The 21078-nt window shown below is 49.4% G+C and carries 16 protein-coding genes and 3 pseudogenes; 10 read left to right on the top strand and 9 right to left on the bottom strand.

The features are described from left to right. Window positions 1-2: 2 nt before the first annotated feature. Together CWM47_RS33555 and CWM47_RS33550 are read right to left on the bottom strand one after the other, a co-directional pair. Window positions 3-3164, bottom strand: coding sequence for a SusC/RagA family TonB-linked outer membrane protein (locus CWM47_RS33555; RefSeq protein ID WP_100992883.1), 3162 nt, complete (start codon window positions 3162-3164; stop codon window positions 3-5). A 249-nt stretch (window positions 3165-3413) separates the two neighbouring features. Next, entirely contained in the window at window positions 3414-3671 is a 258-nt protein-coding gene (locus CWM47_RS33550) for a hypothetical protein (protein WP_240625597.1), read from the bottom strand. A 581-nt stretch (window positions 3672-4252) separates the two neighbouring features. Between CWM47_RS33550 and CWM47_RS33545 the strand changes: the two genes are divergently transcribed. The 4 genes from CWM47_RS33545 (at window position 4253) to CWM47_RS33530 (ending at window position 8077) form a co-directional block, all read left to right on the top strand. After that, window positions 4253-5560 carry a site-specific integrase gene (locus tag CWM47_RS33545; RefSeq protein WP_100992882.1) on the top strand — a complete coding sequence of 436 codons (1308 nt, stop codon included), beginning with the start codon at window positions 4253-4255 and terminating at the stop codon, window positions 5558-5560. Next, a complete protein-coding gene (locus tag CWM47_RS33540) occupies window positions 5557-6498 on the top strand; it encodes a hypothetical protein (RefSeq protein WP_170069475.1) in 942 nt (313 codons plus the stop codon). Before CWM47_RS33545 ends, CWM47_RS33540 begins: the two co-directional genes overlap by 4 nt. A gap of 170 nt (window positions 6499-6668) precedes the next feature. Next, complete coding sequence (locus CWM47_RS38855) at window positions 6669-6953, top strand: helix-turn-helix domain-containing protein (protein WP_170069474.1); 285 nt, start codon at window positions 6669-6671, stop codon at window positions 6951-6953. Between the two features lie 173 nt (window positions 6954-7126). Beyond that, on the top strand, window positions 7127-8077 hold the full coding sequence (locus CWM47_RS33530; RefSeq protein WP_157816139.1) for an ATP-binding protein: 951 nt from the start codon (window positions 7127-7129) through the stop codon (window positions 8075-8077). Window positions 8078-9025: 948 nt separating this feature from the next. On the opposite strand, the gene CWM47_RS33525 is transcribed toward CWM47_RS33530, so the two are convergent. Further along, complete coding sequence (locus CWM47_RS33525) at window positions 9026-11335, bottom strand: PAS domain-containing sensor histidine kinase (protein WP_100992879.1); 2310 nt, start codon at window positions 11333-11335, stop codon at window positions 9026-9028. A 455-nt stretch (window positions 11336-11790) separates the two neighbouring features. On the opposite strand from CWM47_RS33525, the gene CWM47_RS33520 reads away from it, so the two are divergent. Genes CWM47_RS33520 through CWM47_RS33510 form a run of 3 tightly spaced genes read left to right on the top strand, consistent with a single transcriptional unit; the run spans window position 11791 to window position 15052 of the window. Then, window positions 11791-14031: an ATP-binding protein gene (locus tag CWM47_RS33520; protein ID WP_100992878.1), complete on the top strand. Its 2241-nt coding sequence runs from the start codon at window positions 11791-11793 to the stop codon at window positions 14029-14031. A 5-nt stretch (window positions 14032-14036) separates the two neighbouring features. Beyond that, window positions 14037-14462, top strand: coding sequence for a response regulator (locus CWM47_RS33515; protein ID WP_100992877.1), 426 nt, complete (start codon window positions 14037-14039; stop codon window positions 14460-14462). Next, window positions 14459-15052 (top strand): biliverdin-producing heme oxygenase, encoded by a 594-nt coding sequence (locus CWM47_RS33510; protein WP_157816138.1) that lies wholly within the window; start codon window positions 14459-14461, stop codon window positions 15050-15052. Before CWM47_RS33515 ends, CWM47_RS33510 begins: the two co-directional genes overlap by 4 nt. A 93-nt stretch (window positions 15053-15145) precedes the next feature. Here the strand turns inward: CWM47_RS33510 and CWM47_RS39530 are convergent, their stop codons facing one another. After that, window positions 15146-15322 (bottom strand): hypothetical protein, encoded by a 177-nt coding sequence (locus tag CWM47_RS39530; protein WP_240625596.1) that lies wholly within the window; start codon window positions 15320-15322, stop codon window positions 15146-15148. On the opposite strand from CWM47_RS39530, the pseudogene CWM47_RS40460 reads away from it, so the two are divergent. Both CWM47_RS40460 and CWM47_RS33505 read left to right on the top strand, forming a co-directional pair. Next, window positions 15239-15724 (top strand): annotated as a pseudogene (locus CWM47_RS40460) (PAS domain-containing protein); the annotation flags it as partial. The gene CWM47_RS39530 and the pseudogene CWM47_RS40460 sit on opposite strands and share 84 nt — an antisense overlap. 15 nt (window positions 15725-15739) lie before the next feature. Continuing rightward, window positions 15740-17440 carry a sensor histidine kinase gene (locus CWM47_RS33505; protein ID WP_240625594.1) on the top strand — a complete coding sequence of 567 codons (1701 nt, stop codon included), beginning with the start codon at window positions 15740-15742 and terminating at the stop codon, window positions 17438-17440. A 174-nt stretch (window positions 17441-17614) separates the two neighbouring features. On the opposite strand, the pseudogene CWM47_RS39520 reads toward CWM47_RS33505, so the two are convergent. Beyond that, window positions 17615-17904: pseudogene (locus CWM47_RS39520) on the bottom strand (ISKra4 family transposase); the annotation flags it as partial. A gap of 247 nt (window positions 17905-18151) precedes the next feature. Here CWM47_RS39520 and CWM47_RS33495 point away from each other — a divergent pair. Beyond that, window positions 18152-18661 (top strand): recombinase family protein, encoded by a 510-nt coding sequence (locus tag CWM47_RS33495; RefSeq protein ID WP_100992873.1) that lies wholly within the window; start codon window positions 18152-18154, stop codon window positions 18659-18661. A 691-nt stretch (window positions 18662-19352) separates the two neighbouring features. On the opposite strand, the gene CWM47_RS33490 is transcribed toward CWM47_RS33495, so the two are convergent. From CWM47_RS33490 to CWM47_RS40695, 4 genes and pseudogenes are all read right to left on the bottom strand, one after another. Then, window positions 19353-19784, bottom strand: coding sequence for a response regulator (locus CWM47_RS33490; RefSeq protein ID WP_100992872.1), 432 nt, complete (start codon window positions 19782-19784; stop codon window positions 19353-19355). A 72-nt stretch (window positions 19785-19856) separates the two neighbouring features. Further along, window positions 19857-20324: a nuclear transport factor 2-like protein gene (locus CWM47_RS33485; RefSeq protein WP_100992871.1), complete on the bottom strand. Its 468-nt coding sequence runs from the start codon at window positions 20322-20324 to the stop codon at window positions 19857-19859. A 340-nt stretch (window positions 20325-20664) separates the two neighbouring features. Next, window positions 20665-20988, bottom strand: a complete 324-nt coding sequence (locus CWM47_RS39515) for a helix-turn-helix domain-containing protein (RefSeq protein WP_240625593.1) — start codon at window positions 20986-20988, stop codon at window positions 20665-20667. Between the two features lie 24 nt (window positions 20989-21012). Continuing rightward, a pseudogene (locus CWM47_RS40695) lies at window positions 21013-21078 on the bottom strand (hypothetical protein); the annotation flags it as partial.

Below are 21078 nucleotides of genomic sequence, written 5' to 3'. Positions count from 1 at the left end.
GTTCAAAAACTAACATTTAATCCCACGGTGTACGTCTTCGCACTCGGGTAGGTTCCCCAGTCGATGCCAACCGCTACGTCGCCCCGAAACTGTTCGTTATTGACGTTATCGCTCGTTTGCTGCTCAGGATCAAGGCCCGGATACTTTGTGAACGTCAGCAGGTTTTGCCCCGCTACGTAGATACGCACCATAGATGAGCCGATTTTCTGACTGATCTTGGCAGGCAACGTATAACCGACCTGCAGGTTTTTCAGCCGTGTATAGGCCCCATCTTCCAGAAAGCGCGTTGATGGCTGCTTATTATTGGCAGCTCCCCGCCACGACACACGCGGCTGGGTACTGCTGGTACCTTCGCCGGTCCAATGCTGATCGACCACACGCTGAGTGACATTGAATGCCCGATAAAAGCCTTCAATATCGGTAGCCACCTGATAGTAAATTTTATTGCCCGATACGCCCTGAAAAAACGCCGACAGATCGAACCCTTTCCATTGCACATTAGCCGTAAAGCCGTATAGCAGCGTTGGAATCGGGCTACCCACGTGCGACCGGTCATTCTGATCAATAATTCCATCCCCATTCATATCGGCGAACTTTACGTCGCCCGGCTGAATGTTATTTCCCTGAAAGGCACTGGTGAACAGTTCCTCTTTGGTCTGAAAAATGCCTGTTTGCTTTAGCAGATAAAAGGAGCCAATCGGGTAACCCGGCTCCGTTAACGTACCGAATATGCCATTGTCAATTCGGCCACCCGGAATGGGTCGACCATCGCTGAGCGAGGTTACTTTATTGCGTATAAACGATCCATTGGCTGTTATGTCGAAACTCACCGCTCCAACCCGGTTCCGATACGTCAGATCGATTTCGAGCCCTTTGTTTTCGACGCGACCTGCATTAACATACGGCACCCCCGACGTACCACCCGAACGCGGCACTGGAATCGGCACCAGCATATCCGAGGTCGTCTTGATGAAATAGTCGATATTCAATTGTAATTTATTCTGAAAGAACCCGGCATCAATACCAACATCTGTTTGGGTCGAGGCTTCCCATTTCACAGTCGAATTGCCCCGACTTGTGATCGCGTAGCCGTTATTGGTCTGCTGCGGACTTCCCAGCGGGTAGTTGTAGCCACTCCCGACAATGGACGCGTAGGGATAATTGCCAATGTCCTGATTCCCCAACTGCCCAATACTGGCCCGCACTTTCAACGCCGACACGACATTAGTGAGTGGCTGAAAAAAGGCTTCCTGATCAATGTTCCAGCCAACGGAGCCCGAAAGGAACGTAGCGTAACGATTCTGGGGCGAAAAGCGCGAGGAGCCATCCCGCCGAACGTTGACCGTTACCAGATATTTATTCTGATAGGCGTAGTTGAGTCTGAAAAATTGCGAAAGCAGTTTCCAGCGCTGATCGCCTTCCGAAGCTGAACGGCCCAGCGGATCGTTACCCCGACCGAGATAGCGCAGGTTGGGGTCCTGGTCAATAAAATTCCGGTCGGAGCCGGTCAGATCGCGACCAATATTTTGAATGGCTTCCATCCCCAACAGGGCTGACAGGTCGTGTTTCAGGCCAAAGGTATGGGTGTAGTTCAGCGTATTATTCCAGTTCAGATTCGTGCTGGTGCTTATGTGATCGCTCAGCGTAGCAGGACTGTTGATGCGTCCATTTGTCCCCCAGTTTTCGTTGTAAATTTTCTGATTGACAACACTGATATCCAGGCCCCCATCTGAACGAAAACGCAGCTCTTTCGTAATCTGCCACTCGGCAAACAGGTTTCCAAAGACTCGATATTGATTCTGCTTATTATCCTGCTTACTGGCCAGCCCAACCGGGTTATACCCATCGCCGTATAGGTCAGGGCGTGCGGGTAAATCAGTGAAATTTCCTGTCGAGTCGTAAACAGAAACGGCAGGCGTATGAAACAGTGCATATCGAACAATACTCCCCCCATTACCCCCATAGCCGTCGCCTGAGCTACCCACAATGCTGCGGTTCGAATAAGTCATGTTTATATTCGTCCCAATCTTCAGTTTACCCTTAATATCCGTATCTAAACTCGTCCGTAGTGCGTAGCGTTTGTAGCCTGAGTTCAGGATAATACCCTGCTGATCGAAGTAGTTTCCCGAAATCAGGTAGTGCGACCGATCGGTGCCCCCACTGATTGACAACTGGTAATTCTGAATGGGAGCGGTGCGAAAAATAGCGCGCTGCCAGTCGGTATTCGGTAGTGAATTTGGGTCCGCCGTGATGAGTTTTCGAAACAGGGTAGGATCGCCGATGGCCGCGTTGTCGGTGTTTGCCGCTTCGTTATATAGCCTCACATAGTCGGCGGTGTTGGCCATTGGAATCAATCGCCCATGTTGCTGAACCCCTGTATAGCTGTTAAAGGAAATTCGCGGAGCCCCGGATTTGCCACGCTTGGTCGTCACAACAACGACACCGTTTGCCGACCGGGCTCCGTAGATCGCGGCTGACGATGCGTCTTTTAATACCGACATACTTTCGACATCGTTCGGATTCAGCAGACTGCCCGGATCTTTGGTCGGTACGCCGTCGATGACAAAAAGCGGACTATTATCATTGATCGTCCCAACGCCCCGGATACGAATCGACACCGCTTCTCCCGGCTGACCCGAGGACTGCGTTACCCGCACCCCGGCGGCTTTTCCCTGCAACGCCTGATCAATACCACCCACCGGCAATCGGCCAATATCTTTCGACGTAACCGTCGAAACAGCACCAGTCAAGTCGGCTTTCTTTTGTGTTCCATAGCCAACGAAAACTACTTCATCGAGTGTTTTGGTATCCTCAAGTAACGTTACGTTTACGTCGGTTTGATTGCCGATTGTAACTTCCTGCGTAACGTAGCCTATATACGAAAATTGAAGAATGGTTCCCTGGTCGGGAATACTCAGTTGAAAGCGGCCATTGGCATCGGTTGTAGTGCCCTTTGAATTGCCTTTTATTACTATGTTCACACCGGGCAGTGCCTGGTTCTTAGCATCGACTACTATACCTGTAACAGATCGGTCAGCGGCTAATCCGTTGTTAATATCCCGTTTGTTGGCCAGCAACGGGGTATTAAAACTAATAAGGCTCAGGAATAATAGAGCGTAACAACAATACTCCCTACTATGTAGGAATGTAAAGATGTGATTCATAAAGATTACGTTGAGTTAACCTAAAATTTACTCTAGATCATAGGTAGCACTCTATCAACAAATACTACTTTTATTTCACACAATAATACAAAAATAACCAACTAACCTAATGGTGTAGTTGCTGGAACGAGGCATTTCCGACCTAATGGACCTATTATCTTTTATACGGCCTGTTTTATGGAGTAACTGGGGATTTTGGAGTCGTTGACCAGTCAATTATCTACAATATCATGTCTGCAAGAGTCGGATTTACTCGGGCCACTTCTCCAGGCCAGCGGCAATCCGAAGTGCGCGTTGCACATCTTCCCAATAATAACCACTATCATAGCCCGTGGATAACCGATCACAGATGGACAGGAAATCAGAGGCTGCCTCCACCTGTTGTCTCTGAGTGGCTAGCGAATCGGGCGGGGTGGGTAATGGAGTTGAAGCATCTTCCATAGCCATAAAGATAAGGGTTGGGGAGACATGAAAAAGCCCCATCGGTTGGACCGACAGGGCTTTCAAAGTTATCTAATAGACCTAAAACGATGCTTAACTAATTTTATTGTGCTCCTCGAAATAGAGTTAGATTATTTATCATTTTTTTCGCCGGACCCATCCGCCTAACTCTGAGCCAAAAACATCTTGCTCTTCGAACACGCTAAAAAGACTGGCTTGCCGAACCATTTGCTTCTCAAAAAAGTCACGGTCCATGATACGATAATCAGCCTACATATAAATCCGCTTTTTTCGCCGACCAACGCAGTTAAGCCACTACCAATTCATTATTCCCTGTGCTCATTGGCAGAATAATCAAGTTCATCCCCGAATCCGACCCTATTTAAAAACGAAAAAAGTCAACCTCTTGATGAACAAGTGATTGACTTTTAGCTTAGTAGCGGGAGCTGGACTATCCCCTACTTAATTTTAACTTTTAACCATAGTGTCAAAAACGACTAAAAATGGCCCTATTTAACTTTAAATGGGGATTTTCATCTTTTTACAAGTAAATTGAGATAAGGGTGAATTAAAATAAATTAAGCTATTCCGTACACATAACCGTACACAGCCGTACATTTGGTGTACGGAATTAATTAACTCTGTATATGGCCCGGAAATCAGATTCACACGTCAACTACTTATTAAGAGACCCTAATGCAAAGACATCTACACCTATAAACTGCGTTGTTAGGTTCGAGAACCAGCGCATTAATATTGGCACTGGCTTCAAAGTCGTTCCTGCTCATTGGAACGAAAGCAAGCAACGAGTAAAAAATGTACTCGATGCCACAGATAAAGACAAAATCAACACATATTTAGATAATACACAAAAAAGTATTGACAGTATCATTATAGACTTACGTTCTACCCGCAGTTTGACTAAAGAGACTGTAAAGGCTCAAATAGATTCTTACCTGAATCCCATTGTTGAAGTAGCACCAATCGAGCCAACTGAACCTGCCTTATTTACATTTATAGCTGACTTTATTGAATCTGCGCCTAACCGGGTGAACATTGAAACGGGTAAACACCTAGAACGCCGAACTATTCAAAAATATCAAACCGTACTGAAAGTCCTGAGGGAGTTTGCAATCACTTATCGACGTAAGATTGACTTCGATACAATTGATTTAGATTTTTATGATGCCTTCACATCCCATCTAACCTCAACAAAAGGCTTTGCAACTAACAACGTGGGCAAATATTTACAAACCTTAAAAGTGTTTCTTAACGATGCATCGGCAAGGGGTATTAATGTAAAGCAAGATTATAGAAGCCGAAAGTTTAAGGTGGTTAAAGAGGACGCTGACAACGTTTATCTAAGCGAACTGGAATTAGAACGCTTACAAGAATTAGACCTTTCTAAAATTGAGCGGTTAGAGCGAGTCAGAGACCTGTTTTTAGTCGGTTGTTACACTGGCCTTCGTTTCTCTGATTTAACTAATCTACGACCAGAATACATCAAAGACGGACTTATACGTATTGAGCAACAGAAAACTGCTGACAAAGTGGTTATACCCTGCCATGAGATAGTAAAGGTCATGCTGAAAAAATATAATGGCGCCTTACCACGCAGTATTTCCAACCAGAAAATGAATGACTATCTAAAGGAGGTATGTCAGTTAGCAGGAATAAACAGCATAGAGAGCAAAGCACAGACTAAGGGGGGTAAACGTATAACAAAAGCGTTCGAAAAATGGCAGATGGTTAGCACACACACTGCGCGTAGGTCATTTGCGACAAATATGTACCTGCTAGGTATACCAGCACTAACTATTATGCAGATAACCGGGCACCGGACTGAAAAAGCCTTTATGCAATACATTAAACTTGACCGAGAGCAACACGCTAAAGTGATGGCCTTACACTGGCAGAAACAATTACAGGGAACACCGTTTACGATTGCCAGTTGAAAAAGCCAACTCTTATTTTAAACAGTTGCAACGAACAAAAGCCCAATAGGCATTATGAGAATTTAAAAATATTAAATATGAAATCCGAATCTGTTAATGATCCTTCAGCCATTGGCAAAAATATGGTGGAATCACTAGGGAAATTTTTAGACGAAGAAGTACCCTTTACGCTTGAAAATCAACGCCTAGCCATTGGAGGACCATTAACTGATCGAATACACAAGGAGTTAAATGGCCTAAAAAGAGAATTTCAAGTAGAGGAGGTAAGACTGATTGAGCCTGAAAAGACTTATACATCAATGCTTCAGGAATCGCTTAAAAACGCTATCACTCAATTAGAGACCTATGCGGATTGGCCCGCCTACCAAACTGAATCCATCGATTTCTTTACTGATAAATTAATCAAGATCGCCAGTCAAAGATCAATAGTTATTCAGCTTGAAAAGATAGTAAAGCCTAAGCCAGCACCTGAAGAACCTTTAAAAATTGGAACTTGGATAACCTTTATTGATAGCGTAAGCGACGACCAAAAGTCCATTGAAAAGGCTTATGCTTTAGGGGAGTTCATTAAGTGGTTAGTAGCCAAAATAAATCTAAACCATTCCAATACGCCTACTAATGATATAAAGCCTTCCTTTTCTAATTCAGATGAAAAGTTAACAGTGCCCGCAATCGCTCTAATGTTGGTGTACTTAGATAAGATAGGCTACTTTGAGGGCGGAAAGTCTCGAAAGATGATCCGTGAAGAGGAAGCTGTTAAATATGGTGTAAGTGCGGATAGTTTATATAACGATTTTAGACACTACAAGGTTGAGACGAATCGTCGTCAAAAGTCGGTTATCCCCCACATAGAAAAAGCAATATGTTTACTTGACGATTGGGGAACTGCCATTGAATACGCACAAGCCGACTTAAGCTATATTAAAGCAATTGGGTAAATTGATTAAAAATACAACCAGGTTGTAAGTGGGGTTGTAAAAAACATTTCAAAATTTCATAATACTGACTATAAGCCCTTTACAAGCGCAACCCTGGGGGTTGCGCTTGTAAAGGGCTTAATTCTTTACTACGATAACCGCATAGTTTTGGTGAAAAATAGAGCCAACTCATGTATAAAATACCGCTTACATTCGACCAGTTACCAGAGGCTGTTTACCAGCTCCGCCAGGAAATCGGTGAGTTAAAACAACTATTAAAAGAAAAATCGGTTGCACCCGTTCCTGATGCTGATATACTTTGGACCCGCTGCGAAACCGCTGACTTTTTAAAAGTATCGACAGTCACGATCTGGTCTTGGGATAAAAAGGGGATTCTTAATCCGCGTCGGATTGGCAATCAGGTACGCTACCTTAAAAGTGAAGTGATGGCCGCTAATAAATCCATCAGAAAATGAGCAGCCCCATTAATAAAGCTGATACCCATAAGCTAGGGGCCGCATCTAAGGAAAGTAGCAACACCAACCCACCCCTACATGTCCCCTTTACTTGTGCCGAAGCCAGTGCCAGGATATACCTATCCCTGGGTATTGCGAAGCTGTTAACCTTTCTCTCTTAACTCCATACTCAAATGTCACACGACAAAAAATGTCAAAACTGCGGTAAAACGTGCAGCGGTAAAATCAATATGCGTTTCTGCTCCGATGCTTGCCGAAAGTACTATAAACGACATGGGGAAATATCCATGGCAGGAGTAAATGGGGCAATAAACGCGGACAAAGCCGGACAAGACCGGACAACGCCCCGTACAGGTAGTACGAACCTGGGTCAGTATACAGCGAAGAAGGGGATTGATCTGCTCTTTAAAATGGCAGAAACGTCCCTCAATGGGCCTCCTAAAGCAACCTCCTCTACCATTGCCAATACAGGAGTTGGAGGTTCTCTGCAAATTCTAAAGGCAGGAGAATCCTTAGCAGAGTCAAAAAAATTAAGGGTTGATAAGGTAGCGCTTTCACAAAAATATGCCGATTTTCTAGTGGAATTGGCTTACCCATTCAAGATCCTGATTTGGGGACTTCCAGGCAGTGGTAAATCTACATTTAGTATGGCGTTGGCTAATGAAATATCAAATAATTGTCAACTAGCTTACATTTCTGGCGAGGAAGCATTGAATAGCCCAACTCTTCTGGATAAACAACGGCGGACTCTTACGGGACAGAATACGAACCGGTGCCTTTTCCTAAATCGATTACCCAATAGTGAAACAGAATGGAAACAGGTATTAGTGAACAATAATGTATTTCAGATAGCTCCCTTCAAAGCGGTATTTTATGACAGTGTCACTAAATTGGGAATTACGCCTTTTTACGTGAGCGCAGCCGCTAATGATTATCACATACCGGAGTTTGAGAAATCAATTTCGCATGTTTTTATTACTCATGCTCACAAAGATGGCCAACAATACAGAGGTGATGGCTCGTGGGGGCATGAAGTAGATGTCATCATTCGTGTTGAAAAAGGAATAGCTACAACTGAAAAAAACCGCTTTGGTGCAGTGGGAAAGTCGTTGAAAGTGTTTTGACGAAAAGCCCGTCCTGCGACTTAACTAGAATGTTTCATCCAAAAACTCGTCTAGCTATTTGCCAATCATGGCAACGAAATAATACTCTCCTCTTAAGTTTTATCATACAGCACGAATTAAGCCGTGTAACGTTCAAAACATTAATCATAATGAGTTTAGTAAATGAGACAACTACCACTCCTTTATCTCTAGGAACTATCGAGGAGTATATGGAAAATACGGCATCTGAAATGTAAGCTGAGTATATTAAACGTCTGAACTTACTATATTTAATTGGAGGTATAAGTGAACGATTTCCAGCGGCAGTTGATAGTTACACAACTCATTCATTGATAGCAAAATAACGAGTTCATTAAATAGCATTCGCTACCTTATTATTGGACGAAAACTGCCAGTTGAGTAGGGGAGGGCTATACGGAAATAAACATACACGTCACGTCAGGGTAACGCTACTCAACCTACACTATAAGCCTTTAAAAGGGATTTCAAGCTACTTCTTGTCTAAATATCGCTAAGAAGTACTGTGTCGACGAAAACACTAGTATCCCGAATACAGAGCAGAGGCCTATCGGCGGCACACGTCTGACAGTTAGCGGCCATGTTGCGGATGATTGCCTCCTCTGGCACATTCTCATTGGCTATAAACCGATAACAGGATTTAGCTTGCTGATTTGGTAGCGAGTTGGCGGATGGACTGGCCTGCAATTGCTTGTCCTTCAATACAGTTAGACGGCTGGCCTGCACTTTTTAGTCAAAGATAACAGTATGACTGATTGTGTCCAGACGGTAGAGTGAATTAGGTTAAGCGGCCATTGGAACGGCCGCTTAACCTAATTCACCCCAGGCTTTTTTATGCTTTCCATAGACCCAAAATGCCGGGCGGCAATCTACTTTGCATAATTCTTTCCGGGCCGCCGGGCGTTCCAGTTACTAATAAAACCCTGCCCGCTACACTGCCCCAGGCCGAGTAGCGGGCAGGGCGATGGTGAAGGTAGTCCCTGCATTTTCCTCACTCTGTACCGTAATATCGCCTTCGTGTTGACGCACGAACTCGCGGGCAATTACCAGCCCCATCCCCGTCCCCTGAATGTTACTGGCGTTGCGTGCCCGGAAAAACGTGCTGAACAGGTTGGCCTGCTCGTCGGCTGGAATACCGATGCCCTTGTCGATCACCATCACCTGCACCCGGTCAGGCGCAAACACCACGTTGAGCATGGGGTTGGTTTTCGAGAACTTGAAGGCGTTAGTGAGCAGATTGATCAGTACATGGCCCAGCAGTTTGGGGTCGACCTGGAGCAGATGGGATTTGCCAGTGAGTAACACCTTCACGCTTCGCCCATCCGACCGGTGGCTGAAATGGGTCGTCAGCAGTTCATCGATCAGGGTGGGCAGATCGGTTGGCTCGGGATTAAAAGGCATTTTACCCGCTTCGATCCTGCCGTAGGTAAGCACATCCGAAAGCAAACTGCTGAAGTGACTGATCTCCTTTTCGATCACATTCAGGTGCCGATGAATGGTAGGCAGGACCTTTTCGCCGGGAATATCCATGTAGAGTTTGATCAACTCGACGCTGGACTGGATAGTAGTCAGCGGGGTGCGAAACTCGTGGGAGGCTGTAGTCACAAACTGCGATTTGAGCTGGTTAAGCGCCTTTTCCTTCTCTAGCGATTGCTGGAGCATCAGCTCGCGGTTTTTGCGGTCGGTGATATCGGCAATCAGACCCGCTAGGCCTGTGGGCTGGCCAGCCGCGTCAACCTGTACCTGCATGTAGAGATCGGCCCAGCGGTGGCTACCGTCTTTATGCTGAATTCTCACCTCCAGCCTTGCCGAAGTGATGCGTTGCGCCATGAGGTCCTCAAAGGTTTGACGGGTTTGAAGCTGGTCTGTCTGGGGGCCGTAAAAATTATCCCCTATTTGGCCAATCGACTCCTCGATGGTGTAGCCGGTCAGGGTCGTCCAGTAGGGATTTAGGTAGATCAGTTTGCGTTCGCAGTCAGTTTGATAAACGACTTCATTGATGTTTTCGACCATCGACCGGTATCGCTGCTCACTCTGGCGCAAGGCCAGTTCGGACTGAAAGTGATGAGTCACCTGAAGCTGGCGGGAGTCCGTAACGTCGGTCAGCAATAGGATAAGCTGGTCGCCTTGCGTGGTAATGGTCACCAGATACCAGCGGGTGGATCCATCCGTTCGGTTGGGCATCTCAAACTGGTGGGCGTGGTTCATCTCAGCCGCCATCATGCAGCGACTCAGCAGGCCCGACTCCTGAGACCGGGGCAGCAGGTGGGTCAGCAGCTGCCCGGCGACATCGGTAGTACCCAGGGAAAAAGCAGCCTGAAATGCCGAATTAACCAGCACAAAGCTGAAATTAATAATTTGACTGTCAGACCGTAATGAACTCCAAACGGGTTTCAGGACAATAATGCCCGCCGACACCGATTCCAGAATGCCATGCAGCATTTGAGCCTGTCGGCTAATGATTTCTTCCTGCTTTTTTTGGGGCGTAATATCGGTATAGTTAATCATTACCCCTCCGGCTACCCGTACTAAGGTGTAGGCCCGCCAGAGGTCATATTCCGGGTAATACGTCTCGCCCAACAGGGGTTCGCCGGTCTGGCATACCTGCACATATTGGTCAAATAACCCGTTGATGCCCGTAGCCGGATAAATTTCCCAGACGGTTTTACCGATTAGCTGCTCATGCGTGAAGCCGCTCATACGCAGCCCGGCGTCGTTGATCATCACAAAGCGAAAATCATCGATCCGGCCGTCCGCATCATACAGAGCCTCATACACGGTGAACCCACTGAGGGATGAATTAAAGGCCTGCTGGAGTGCGCTGGCCTGCCGGGCGGCATCGTCATCCATTTTGGCCTTGGTACTATTGTTGTAAGAAACCACAATGCTGTCCTGCAACGGCATCACTGAAATGTCGAACCAGTCGGCGGTCGTTTTCGTGGAGAGTTTGTAATAAAGTTCAAATCGGGCCGCTTCCCCCGTTTCCATGACCCGCCGATAGCGGTCGAACAATTCCGCCTGGGCTACACTCGGGAACAGGCGGCTGTACAATTGGCCCAGCATGTCGATAGCAGGTTTACCCGAATCACGCTCCGCCACGGCGTTGAGCATGGCTACCCGCAGGTCGACAATTATTCCCTCATCGTCGCGCACCGCGTGGTATACTAACACCCCGTTCTGCGACGCAGACAGAACACGTTGCAACAGGGCCGGAGCCGATTGATTCTGAGTAGCAGGCATGGTCGTGAGTTAGACAGAGTGTAACTAAAGGACGCTATAAAAGCGATTTGGACAATCGCTCATTAAAATAAGAAATCTACCCACAACGCATTAGTGTTGCTAAAAAACAATGCCACCTGCCATACTACTATTTAAGCAACACTAGAGACCTACAGAAGAGATATAAGATCTGTATGCCAGCTCAACGCTCGCCATCAACCGGGTAATTTACCATGATCTGTGTCAGTTAACCCATTGACCGTTGTTACCCCTGACCAACCAATTCCTGGTTTTTACTCCACTTGATACCAGTGCAGCCTGATGCTTGTGGATGGTCACTATCAACAAAATTTGAAGAAAATACCCACATTACGTAGTCTTACTGGATATACTGAGTAAAAATACGGATATTGGCACTCATTTCGTAAAAAAATACCTTTTTAAATTATAAGGTTCCTTCCTTCTCACTGCCAACCATGCAACCCGCCCTTAGCCTAACCAACTGCGATACCGAGCCGATTCAGTGGCCGGGTTACATCCAGTCCCATGGCTATCTGCTGGCGCTCGACCCCACTACGTTCGCCATCGAGCAGGCCAGTGAAAACCTGACCGACCTGACGGGCCAGCCGGTGGAGGAGGTGATTGGCCAGTCAGTGGGCAATCTACAACTGGGCGACCTGCCGGGAATCATTTTGCAGGAACTGCTCACAGTGGCCATGCGCGGGGGTACGCCCGAAGCCTTTAATCCCTACCGCACCCGGTTCAACAACCGCGACTGGTACATCCTGCTGCACCAGCAGGACGGTGCCCTGATTGTGGAACTGGAGCCCGCTCCTGAACCGGCGCGTCACCTGGCTCCGTCGGTGCCGACTTTGCTGACCCAGACACTGAGCGACATTCAGCGCAGCCGAACCCTGAACGACCTGCTGGAACGAACTGCCCGGCAGCTTAAAGCGTTGACCGGCTTCGACCGGGTCATGATCTACCGCTTCGACGAAGACTGGCACGGCGAAGTGATTGCCGAAGCCCGCGAGGAACACCTGGAGCCTTTTCTGGGGCTTCATTACCCCGCGTCGGACATTCCACGGCAGGCACGGGAACTGTATAAAATCAATCTGGTTCGCGGCATTGTCGACGTGCAGCAGCCCAGGGTCCGCGTCTGCCCAGCCAATTATGGAGACCACGACCGTCCGCTCGACCTGACCCACGCGAACCTGCGGGCCGTTTCGCCCCTCCACATGGAGTACCTCCAAAACATGGGCGTTCGGTCCAGCATGAGTATTTCGCTGTTATACCGGGGCGAACTTTGGGGCCTGATCGCCTGCCATCACTACGGTGCTCCCTGGCTGGTCGATTATCCCACTCGGCAAACGGCTAAAGTAGTCAGTCAGATGGTGGCGACGGCCCTGACGAATTACCAGGACGATGACGATGCCGAGTTTGTCCGTCAGCTGCGGACGAACGGGCAAGCGCTCAACGAGCAGATGCTGGCCGACTGGGACGTGGTGCAGGGGCTGATAAAACACCCCGTTTCGGTGCTGGACCTGAACACCGCCACGGGAGCCGCCCTGCTCTTCGACGGTCAATTATACACGCTCGGCGAGACCCCTTCTCCGGATGATACGTTGACCCTGATTGAGTGGCTCCGGGGCAGCACGACTGAAACCATTTTCCAGACCGCCCAACTGCCCAACCTCTACCCGCTGGCCGAACCGTTTCGGGACAAAGCGGCCGGGGTGCTGATGATTACGTTGTCCCGCGAGATGAACGAGTTCCTGCTCTGGTTCAAGCCCGAACAGATTAAGTCGGTTTCGTGGGGCGGCAATCCCGAAAAACCAATGGTAGCCGACGAAAGCGGAGAAGGGCGGCTCAGTCCGCGCAAAAGCTTCGAAAGCTGGACGCAACTGGTCCACAACAAAGCGCAGAACTGGCAGCAGGAAGAACTGGGGGCAGCCCTGCGCCTGCGCGAAGATATCCTGCAACTGGTGGCCCGGAAAGCCAACATAATCCGGGTGCTGAACGAGCGGCTCCGGCTGGCCTACGAAGAACTGGAAGCCTTCAGCTACACCGTCTCCCACGATCTGCGCACGCCCCTTAAGTCCATCAAAAGCTACACCGAAATCTACCTCGAAGATTACGGTGGACAGATGGATGAACAGGCAAAGAGCCTCTTTACCAAAGTGATAAACGCCAGCGACCGGATGCGGATGATGATCCGGAACGTGATGCAGTATTCGCTCATGAGCCGTAACGAGGTGCGCATGGAGAAGATGGCCATGCAGCCGCTGCTGTTTCAGTTACGGGAGGAGCTGCTGGCCACGGAAGCCAGTCGCATAATACAACTTGATATTGGCCCCACGCCCGACCTGTACGGCGACCAGACCATGATTACGCAGGTGTTCAGCAACCTGCTGTCCAACGCCGTCAAATACACACGCCAGGTTCCCAATGCCCGCATCCGGGTTGAGGGCCGCGAAAACGGTCAGGAGGTTACCTATTCGGTGCAGGACAATGGCATTGGTATCGATATGAAACAGGCCGGTAAAGTATTTGAAGTGTTTCAGCGGCTCGATTCCACCGTCAGTCATGAGGGCTACGGGGTGGGGCTGGCCATTGTGAAGCGCATCATGAGTCGCCACGGGGGCAAAGTCTGGTTCGAAAGTACACCCCAGCAAGCCACTACCTTCTTTGTCTCATTCCCTACAGTAATAATTTAGTACCTATGCTCGACATTTTATACATTGAAGACAACGCCGATGAGGCCGAGATCTTTACCCGGGTCATGGGTCGACTGGACAGTTTGCCAACGTCGCTGATCCTCAACAGCGGCTCCGAAGCCATCGACTACCTGCTCCGGCAGGGGGCCTATAAAGGCCAAAGTCCAGCCCTGCCCCGGCTGCTGATCATTGATCTCAGCCTACCGGGAGCCAGTGGGTTTGAGGTTATTCAGCAGGCGAGGGCCAATAACCAGACGCGGTATATGCCCATGGTTGTTTACAGCACCTCCGATAACCCGAAAGACATCCGCCGGGCCTATGATCTGGGGGCCAATGCCTACCTCATCAAGCCCAGTAGCTACCACGAAGTCAGCGACATGATGCGCCGGGCCATTGATTTCTGGCTGACTCAGACCCAGTACATCTCGTGAACGACCGCTCTATTCTGGCCCGGCTTAAAATCGAAACCCGCCCACACCACCAGCAGACGGAGACCCGGCTGTACGCCCGGAAGCTGATGGCCGGTACACTTACCCGAACCGAGTACGGTCACCTGATCGGCATTCACTACCGGTTTCACCAGGCCCTGGAAACGGCCGTGGCCACGCAGTCGGGTTTCTTTGCCGGATATGACCGCGAGACCCGCCGGAAAACCCCCTGGTTAGTGACCGATCTGGAACGGCTCGGCTTGCCGCTTCCCTCGCCCCGTCCCGGCCTGTTTGCCGACTGGAACGGGTACCAACTCTTGGGCGCTTTGTACGTGGCCGAAGGGGCCACCCTGGGCGGGCAGGTCGTTGACCAGGCCCTGCGCCGGATACCCGATTTAGAAGAAGCCGCCGTCCCGTCGCGGTTTTTCGGCGGCTACGGCGACCAGACCAGGCCACACTGGCAGGCGTTTGGTACGTACCTGACCGAGCGAGCCAGGGAACACCACGACGAGGTGGTCGATGCGGCCGGTCGGGCTTTTGATTATTTTAGCGAGTTGGCTGGACCACCCACCGTCCCCGCGCGACCTGTTTAACAAAACTGACGTACCCGCTTTTGCCGTCGTTCGGCCAAAAACCTTTCTTTCCCTCATCCTATGCAAACGTCAAATCCGTCGGGGCCTGCCCTGTTACAACGTTTCCTGACCACCTTGCCGAACGGAGTACTCGTCTGGCAGGCCATCCACGACACCGGCGCAACGCCGACCGATTTGCGGCTGACGATGCTCAACCCACTGGCCGAGCGCGATCTGGGCCGTCCGGCCGTGGACTTGCTGGGTCAGCCCATTGACCGGTTGTTTCCGCACCTGAGCGAGGATGGGCTGCTGGACCGCTGCCGACAGGTCATCGAAACGGGCCGGTCTGACCGCTTCGCGTTCCGGTACACCCGGCCCGGCCAGTCACTTCCGAGCTGGTTCGAAGCATCCGTGATGCGCTTCGAGGACGGATTGGTGGTGTCGTACACCAACATTACGCAGTTCCGGGCCATAGCCGAAGCGGCCCGACTGTCCAGCTTGTTCCAGCAGGCTTTCGACGCGTCGGTCAATGGCAGCACGGTCTATGAAGCCGTTTACGACGAGGATGGCCAGATCGAGGATTTTCGCTTCAGGCTGATCAACGACGCCGGCCTGCGCATGAGCGGCTACACCCGCGAGCAACTGCTGGGCCAAACGCTGTGGCAGATCTACCCGGCCACTGGCATCAACGGCATGTTCGGGGAGTACGTGCGGGTTTGCGAGACCGGCCAGCCTTTTTCGGGCGAGAAATACTACCCGGAATATGACATCTGGCGGGACATGATGGTGGTAGCCGTGCCGGGGGGCGTACTGGTCACCTACAGCGATACGACGGCGTACCATAAAGCGCAGGAAGCTGCCCACCAGCAGGCTCAGTTGCTGCACGGCATCCTGAAAGGGGTACCGGTAGGCATTGCCGTCGTCAACGCCCGGCGAACGGCCACCGACGATCACCGTATTGCCGATTTCAGCATCGTCCGGGTCAATTCGCTCTTCGAGACGGTATTCGGGCCCGCAGCCGCCGGGCAGGCACTGACTGCCGTCATGACCAACGCCCGCGAGTCGGGCCTGTTTAGTCGGTGTATACTCAGTTTTCAACTGAACGAGCCACAGGAATTCGAGATGTCTCATTTTATGGCCGACCAGTCCGCAGGCTGGTACCGCGTATCGGTGTCGGCGGATGGAGACCAGCTCATTCTGGCCTTTACGGACATCACCGAGCTTAAACGGGCGCAACTGACGCACTACCACCAGGCCGAGTTACTGAGTTCGGTACTCGACAGTTCGCCGAACGACATTCTCGCTTTCGATGCCGTACAGGACGCCGACAACCGGGTGGTCGACTTTCGTTATATTCTTCAGAACCAGGCCAAACGCCAGCGTACGGGTCGCTCCGATGAGCAGGTGGTGGGTCATACCATGCTGGAGATTTTTCCCATTGTCAAGGTAAACGGGCTGTTCGACGAATACGTCGAGGTGCTAAAGACGGGTCGGCCCTTCCGCCAGGACATCCCGTTTGACTACGGCCACGGGTCGGGCTGGTATAACGTGTCGGCGGTGAAGCGCAACAACGGCATGGTGCTAACGATCCAGGACAAAACGGCCGAGAAAGAAGCCGAAGAAAAACTGCGGATCAACCAGCGGCAACTCGAACAGGCCTTTGCGGGCCTGAAAGCTGCGAACGAACACCTCCAGCAGTTTGCCTACGTGGCCAGCCACGACCTCCAGGAGCCGTTGCGCAAGATTCAGTCATTCGGCGATCTGCTGCTCAACCAGTATACCACCGAACTCCCGGACACGGCCGGCGACCTGCTGCGTCGGATGCAGAATGCCGCCGTCCGCATGTCCGCCCTGATACGCAGTATCCTCGCCTTCTCGCGCCTAACCACGCACCAGCAGCCCTTCACCTCCGTTTCATTGAGCGACGTCGTCGCCGGGGTACTGGACGATCAGGAACGGGTGATTCAGCAACGCAACGCCCGAATCAACCTCGATGCGCTGCCCACGGTCATGGCCGACGCCGTTCAGATGCAGCAGCTTTTCAGCCATCTGATCGGTAACGCCCTGAAGTACGTGCACAGCGGGCAATCACCGGTGGTTACCCTTACCAGCCGCCTGATTGGCGGAGCCGCCATCCCGGAGACCGTCTTACTGGCAACGGCAGTGGGTCGGCAACCGGCCGCTGAGTTCTGGGAGATCACCGTTGCTGACAACGGCATCGGCTTTGATGAGAAATACCTCGACCGGCTGTTTCAGATGTTTCAGCGGTTGCACGGCAAAACCCAGTACGAAGGCACCGGCATGGGGCTGGCCATTTGCAAACGCGTTATGGATAATCATCACGGAATGATCACCGCCCACAGCCAGCCCGATCAGGGAGCGAGGTTTGTGGTCTATCTGCCCCGGTAACGCCGGTGGAAACCGGGAAGCGAGTGCCGGAATCATCACAATACGGATTTGTTGCAGTCGGTGTTGGTATTCTACCACTGATAATGGGTGAGCTTAGAAAGCAGAAAAAAGCCTGGGGTTAATCCGGTTAAGCGGTCATGGGCATTCCCCTACCTGATTGCGACCGAAACAGGGTTACTGCTTTTTAAACTCATCTTCCCCGTCATCATTTAAGACTTTGGTCCGCACCACCAACAGCAGATGGGCCCTCGCTTTACTCCATTGCATTTGCTGCCACCGTCTCGCGGCTTTTTGGTGAACCGCTTGGCCACCACATAATTGACCGTTGACTCGACAAAGCCCGTCGAGATCGCTTCCCCGTACCGATAGCGTTCACTATAGTCAACGATCAGATGTGTGTTTTGCCGAATGTAGCTTTCCAACTCACCAATATAACGGATCAGGGGCTTGATCTTTTGGTAGTTCTGCCGAAACGGACATAATTCGTCACTTGGCAGGGTAAAATAGTGGGCCTGCTGCTGGGGAGTCAATGAAGGCGGCAGGTCAAAGCGCCGGATCTCGGCAGTATCGAGGAGTTTTAATCGGCTCACAAGGGCAAGTAAAAAGGAGGGTTTTTAGGAGCCGGAAAAGTAAAACGAAACAGGGGTATATTTGACGATCAAAAGGTAAAAAATAAATCAATTCGAGGGGTTTTCATTTGACCGTCTGATTATGGCTCAAAATGTCGCCTATTTACGGGTCTCAACGCTGGACCAGGACCTAGAAAAGAACAAATCGGAAATCTTGCACCTGGCCAATGACCGCAACCTGGGACAGGTGCGTTTTGTGGAAGAAAAAGTGTCGGGCAAAGTCCCTTGGCGACAACGCAAGATCGCGGGCATACTAGACGAGTTGAGTAGTGGGGGTACGATTTTACTGAGTGAATTCTCGCGGCTAGGCCGAAGCATTCTGGAGTGCATGGAGATTATCTCGGTCGCCGTGCAGAAGGGTATTCGGATTTATACCGTCAAGGGAGCCTGGCAGTTGGACGATACGATCCAAAGTAAAGTGATGGCGATGGTTTTCGCGATGGCAGCGGAGATTGAGCGGGACTTGATTGCCAAACGCACCCGTCAGGCTTTAGCTGTCAAGAAAGCGTCTGGGGTCCAATTGGGTCGTCCTAAAGGGGTAGGCAAGTCCAAGAATTATCAACCAAAATTTCGCTCTACTGCTTGCATTTGAACACAGTTCATGATCTAAAAGAGCGTGGGCGTATAATTTTCGTCATAATTTCGATCATCTCGAACGCAGGCGTGTCTTGTCCTGATTTTATTCGGAGGTTTTCGTGAACGATTTCCAAAATGGCATATTTAAAGACAAATGGCTGATTAATAGCCAATAAAAAATCCATTAAATTTTTTGCCTTGCCATTTATTGGACGGAAAAGTTGTTAACACGAATGATACCACTCGAATAGAGGAACAGATTCACCACGGTAGCAAAATAGAAGTTCGCCTGCTTTACTTATTGTGTAGTCGAGTTGTGTCTTGAGTACATCCAAGTTTTCGGCGCAGTCAAAAAAAATGATTTCCTTACTTTCGGATTCTAAAACGTGCGCTAGATAATGTCCAGTAGTGGACCGTTTGCGAGAGATGAAGGCATGGAGACAACACATGTATTCCCATCCATCTTCTTCCAGAATTATGAAGTATACATCCTGAATAGTACTCAAAGTAGCCATAACGGGAAGGTGACCTTTATATTCAGACACTTAACAGGGAGTATACTTTTTACAAGCTAGTCTCAAATCCAGACTTGAAAGGCCCGATAACAAAAACGATCAAAGCTCAATGTTAGGTAAATCTGACTTATCACCAATTAAGGTCCTTCACAGGGATAACAGCAAAACTGTACGAATCAAACTCACAAAAAATCAGGGTGAAATGGTCAGAAAACAGGTTTTCAAGGCAGCCGCGATTTGATCATATTCCCAAATGACAGCAGGCTTTTTGATGTAACAATTTATTCCCTTTTTATAGGCATCAGCGACTAAAGACGCTTGATCACTCGTTGATAACATGACGGCTGGGGTAAGATACAAATCAGCATGCAATCGGATAAAGGAGAGGATCTCCAGGCCGTTGAGGCCCGGCATGTTCATATCCAGTATGACTAAATGGATGAGTCGTCCCGCCAATAAGTTCAGCGCTTCTTCCCCATTTTTGGCTTCTAGTACTGTTACGCCACTAACGGTACGTTCTATCGCTTGGCGAAGAAAATAGCGATCATCATCATCGTCGTCTGTTACCAAAATAATGGTTTGTTCATTCAACATCCGCTTGCTATTAACCGAGTTTTCCTTCATTTAATCCGACTTGACAGATACTTCCTGATTTACCAATCCACTAAACGAATACATAGCCTGTTAGTAGAGATTTTAATTCAGAGAGGGTAAACAGTTCGTTGGAAACTGGTTGAGCAGTTGTGGAAAAGGCTTCAACGATTTTGCCACTTCACCAATAAAATAGTGAGCGTTTACGATTTTTCCCTGTCGAATTCGGTAGAAATGGGTGAATGAGGCAGTACCACCTCCAGATGGGTCTTGATAATGGAGTTGTCCTACAACAATAGCTCCAATGGGTGATCCAATCACTTCCGAAACCACTAGTTTCCACTTTCCTTGTTCATTTCCGAACTGGCCGTGGTACCAAGCATAAAAACCTGTTTCAAAAAACGAGTTGGCACTAGGATGACCGTCTGCCAGCGTCCAGCTACAGTGGGGATGCACATATTTAGATTCAGGCTTCTCTAACCAATCGCCAATAAATCGGGCATGAAGATCATCAACTAAAGAGGAAATTGATCTTCCATAGATCAGGCGAAGGAAAACAGCTAGGTACTTCATGGCAACTTAAGTTAAGTGCATTAAAAAGGAGGTAGGCGGTTGATCACCCATGCACTCTTCAATTGCTATGCCAACATAGCTCGATGGACCACTTCTTCCAGAAAAAGGATTTAGGTTAATTTATAATGGGAAATCTTGGTGACATTTCCCCACCAAATCCGTAAAAATGGATTTAATCACTCCATGAAACTCCAACTAATTCAAAAAAAATCTAAAATAGATTGGAGAAAATAGAAGCTGCTCTGGTTCATTCCTCGTGTCACTCGTCCCGTCTAGTAGGGGCCTAGACACCAGCCGGGTGGGCGGTTAATTCCGCAGCCGCTGACTAGTCAAGGGCTCCTTATTTTTTAATGCCCAGCTTACCCATTCGGTACTCAAGCGTATTGGGCTTGATATTTAAGAGTTCAGCGGCCCCGCCTTTCTCCCGAATTTTTCCATTGGTTTTTTTTAGTACGGCTAAAATGGTATCCCGTTCCTTTTCATCATGGTGATGCTTCACCGCTGATTGAGTTTGGGGATCGGAATCGGCTGGTGGATTAAATTGAGTAGGGGCCAAATGGGGTTCATCCACATTCAGATTTTGGCTTATCCAGGTATTGATTAGTGGACGGCCTAACGTAAGGGCACCATTGCCATCGTACACAATAACGGCTTGTTCAATCACATTTTCTAGTTCCCTTATGTTCCCCGGCCAGCTATAGCTCACCAATTCCGCTATCACTGACGGACTTATTTCCTTACATATTTTTCCCAT

The sequence above is a fragment of the Spirosoma pollinicola genome, from assembly GCF_002831565.1.
In the GTDB taxonomy this organism is placed as follows: Bacteria; Bacteroidota; Bacteroidia; order Cytophagales; family Spirosomataceae; genus Spirosoma; species Spirosoma pollinicola.
Note: the sequence above shows the minus strand (reverse complement) of the source record. Positions and strands in the feature narration are given on the sequence as shown.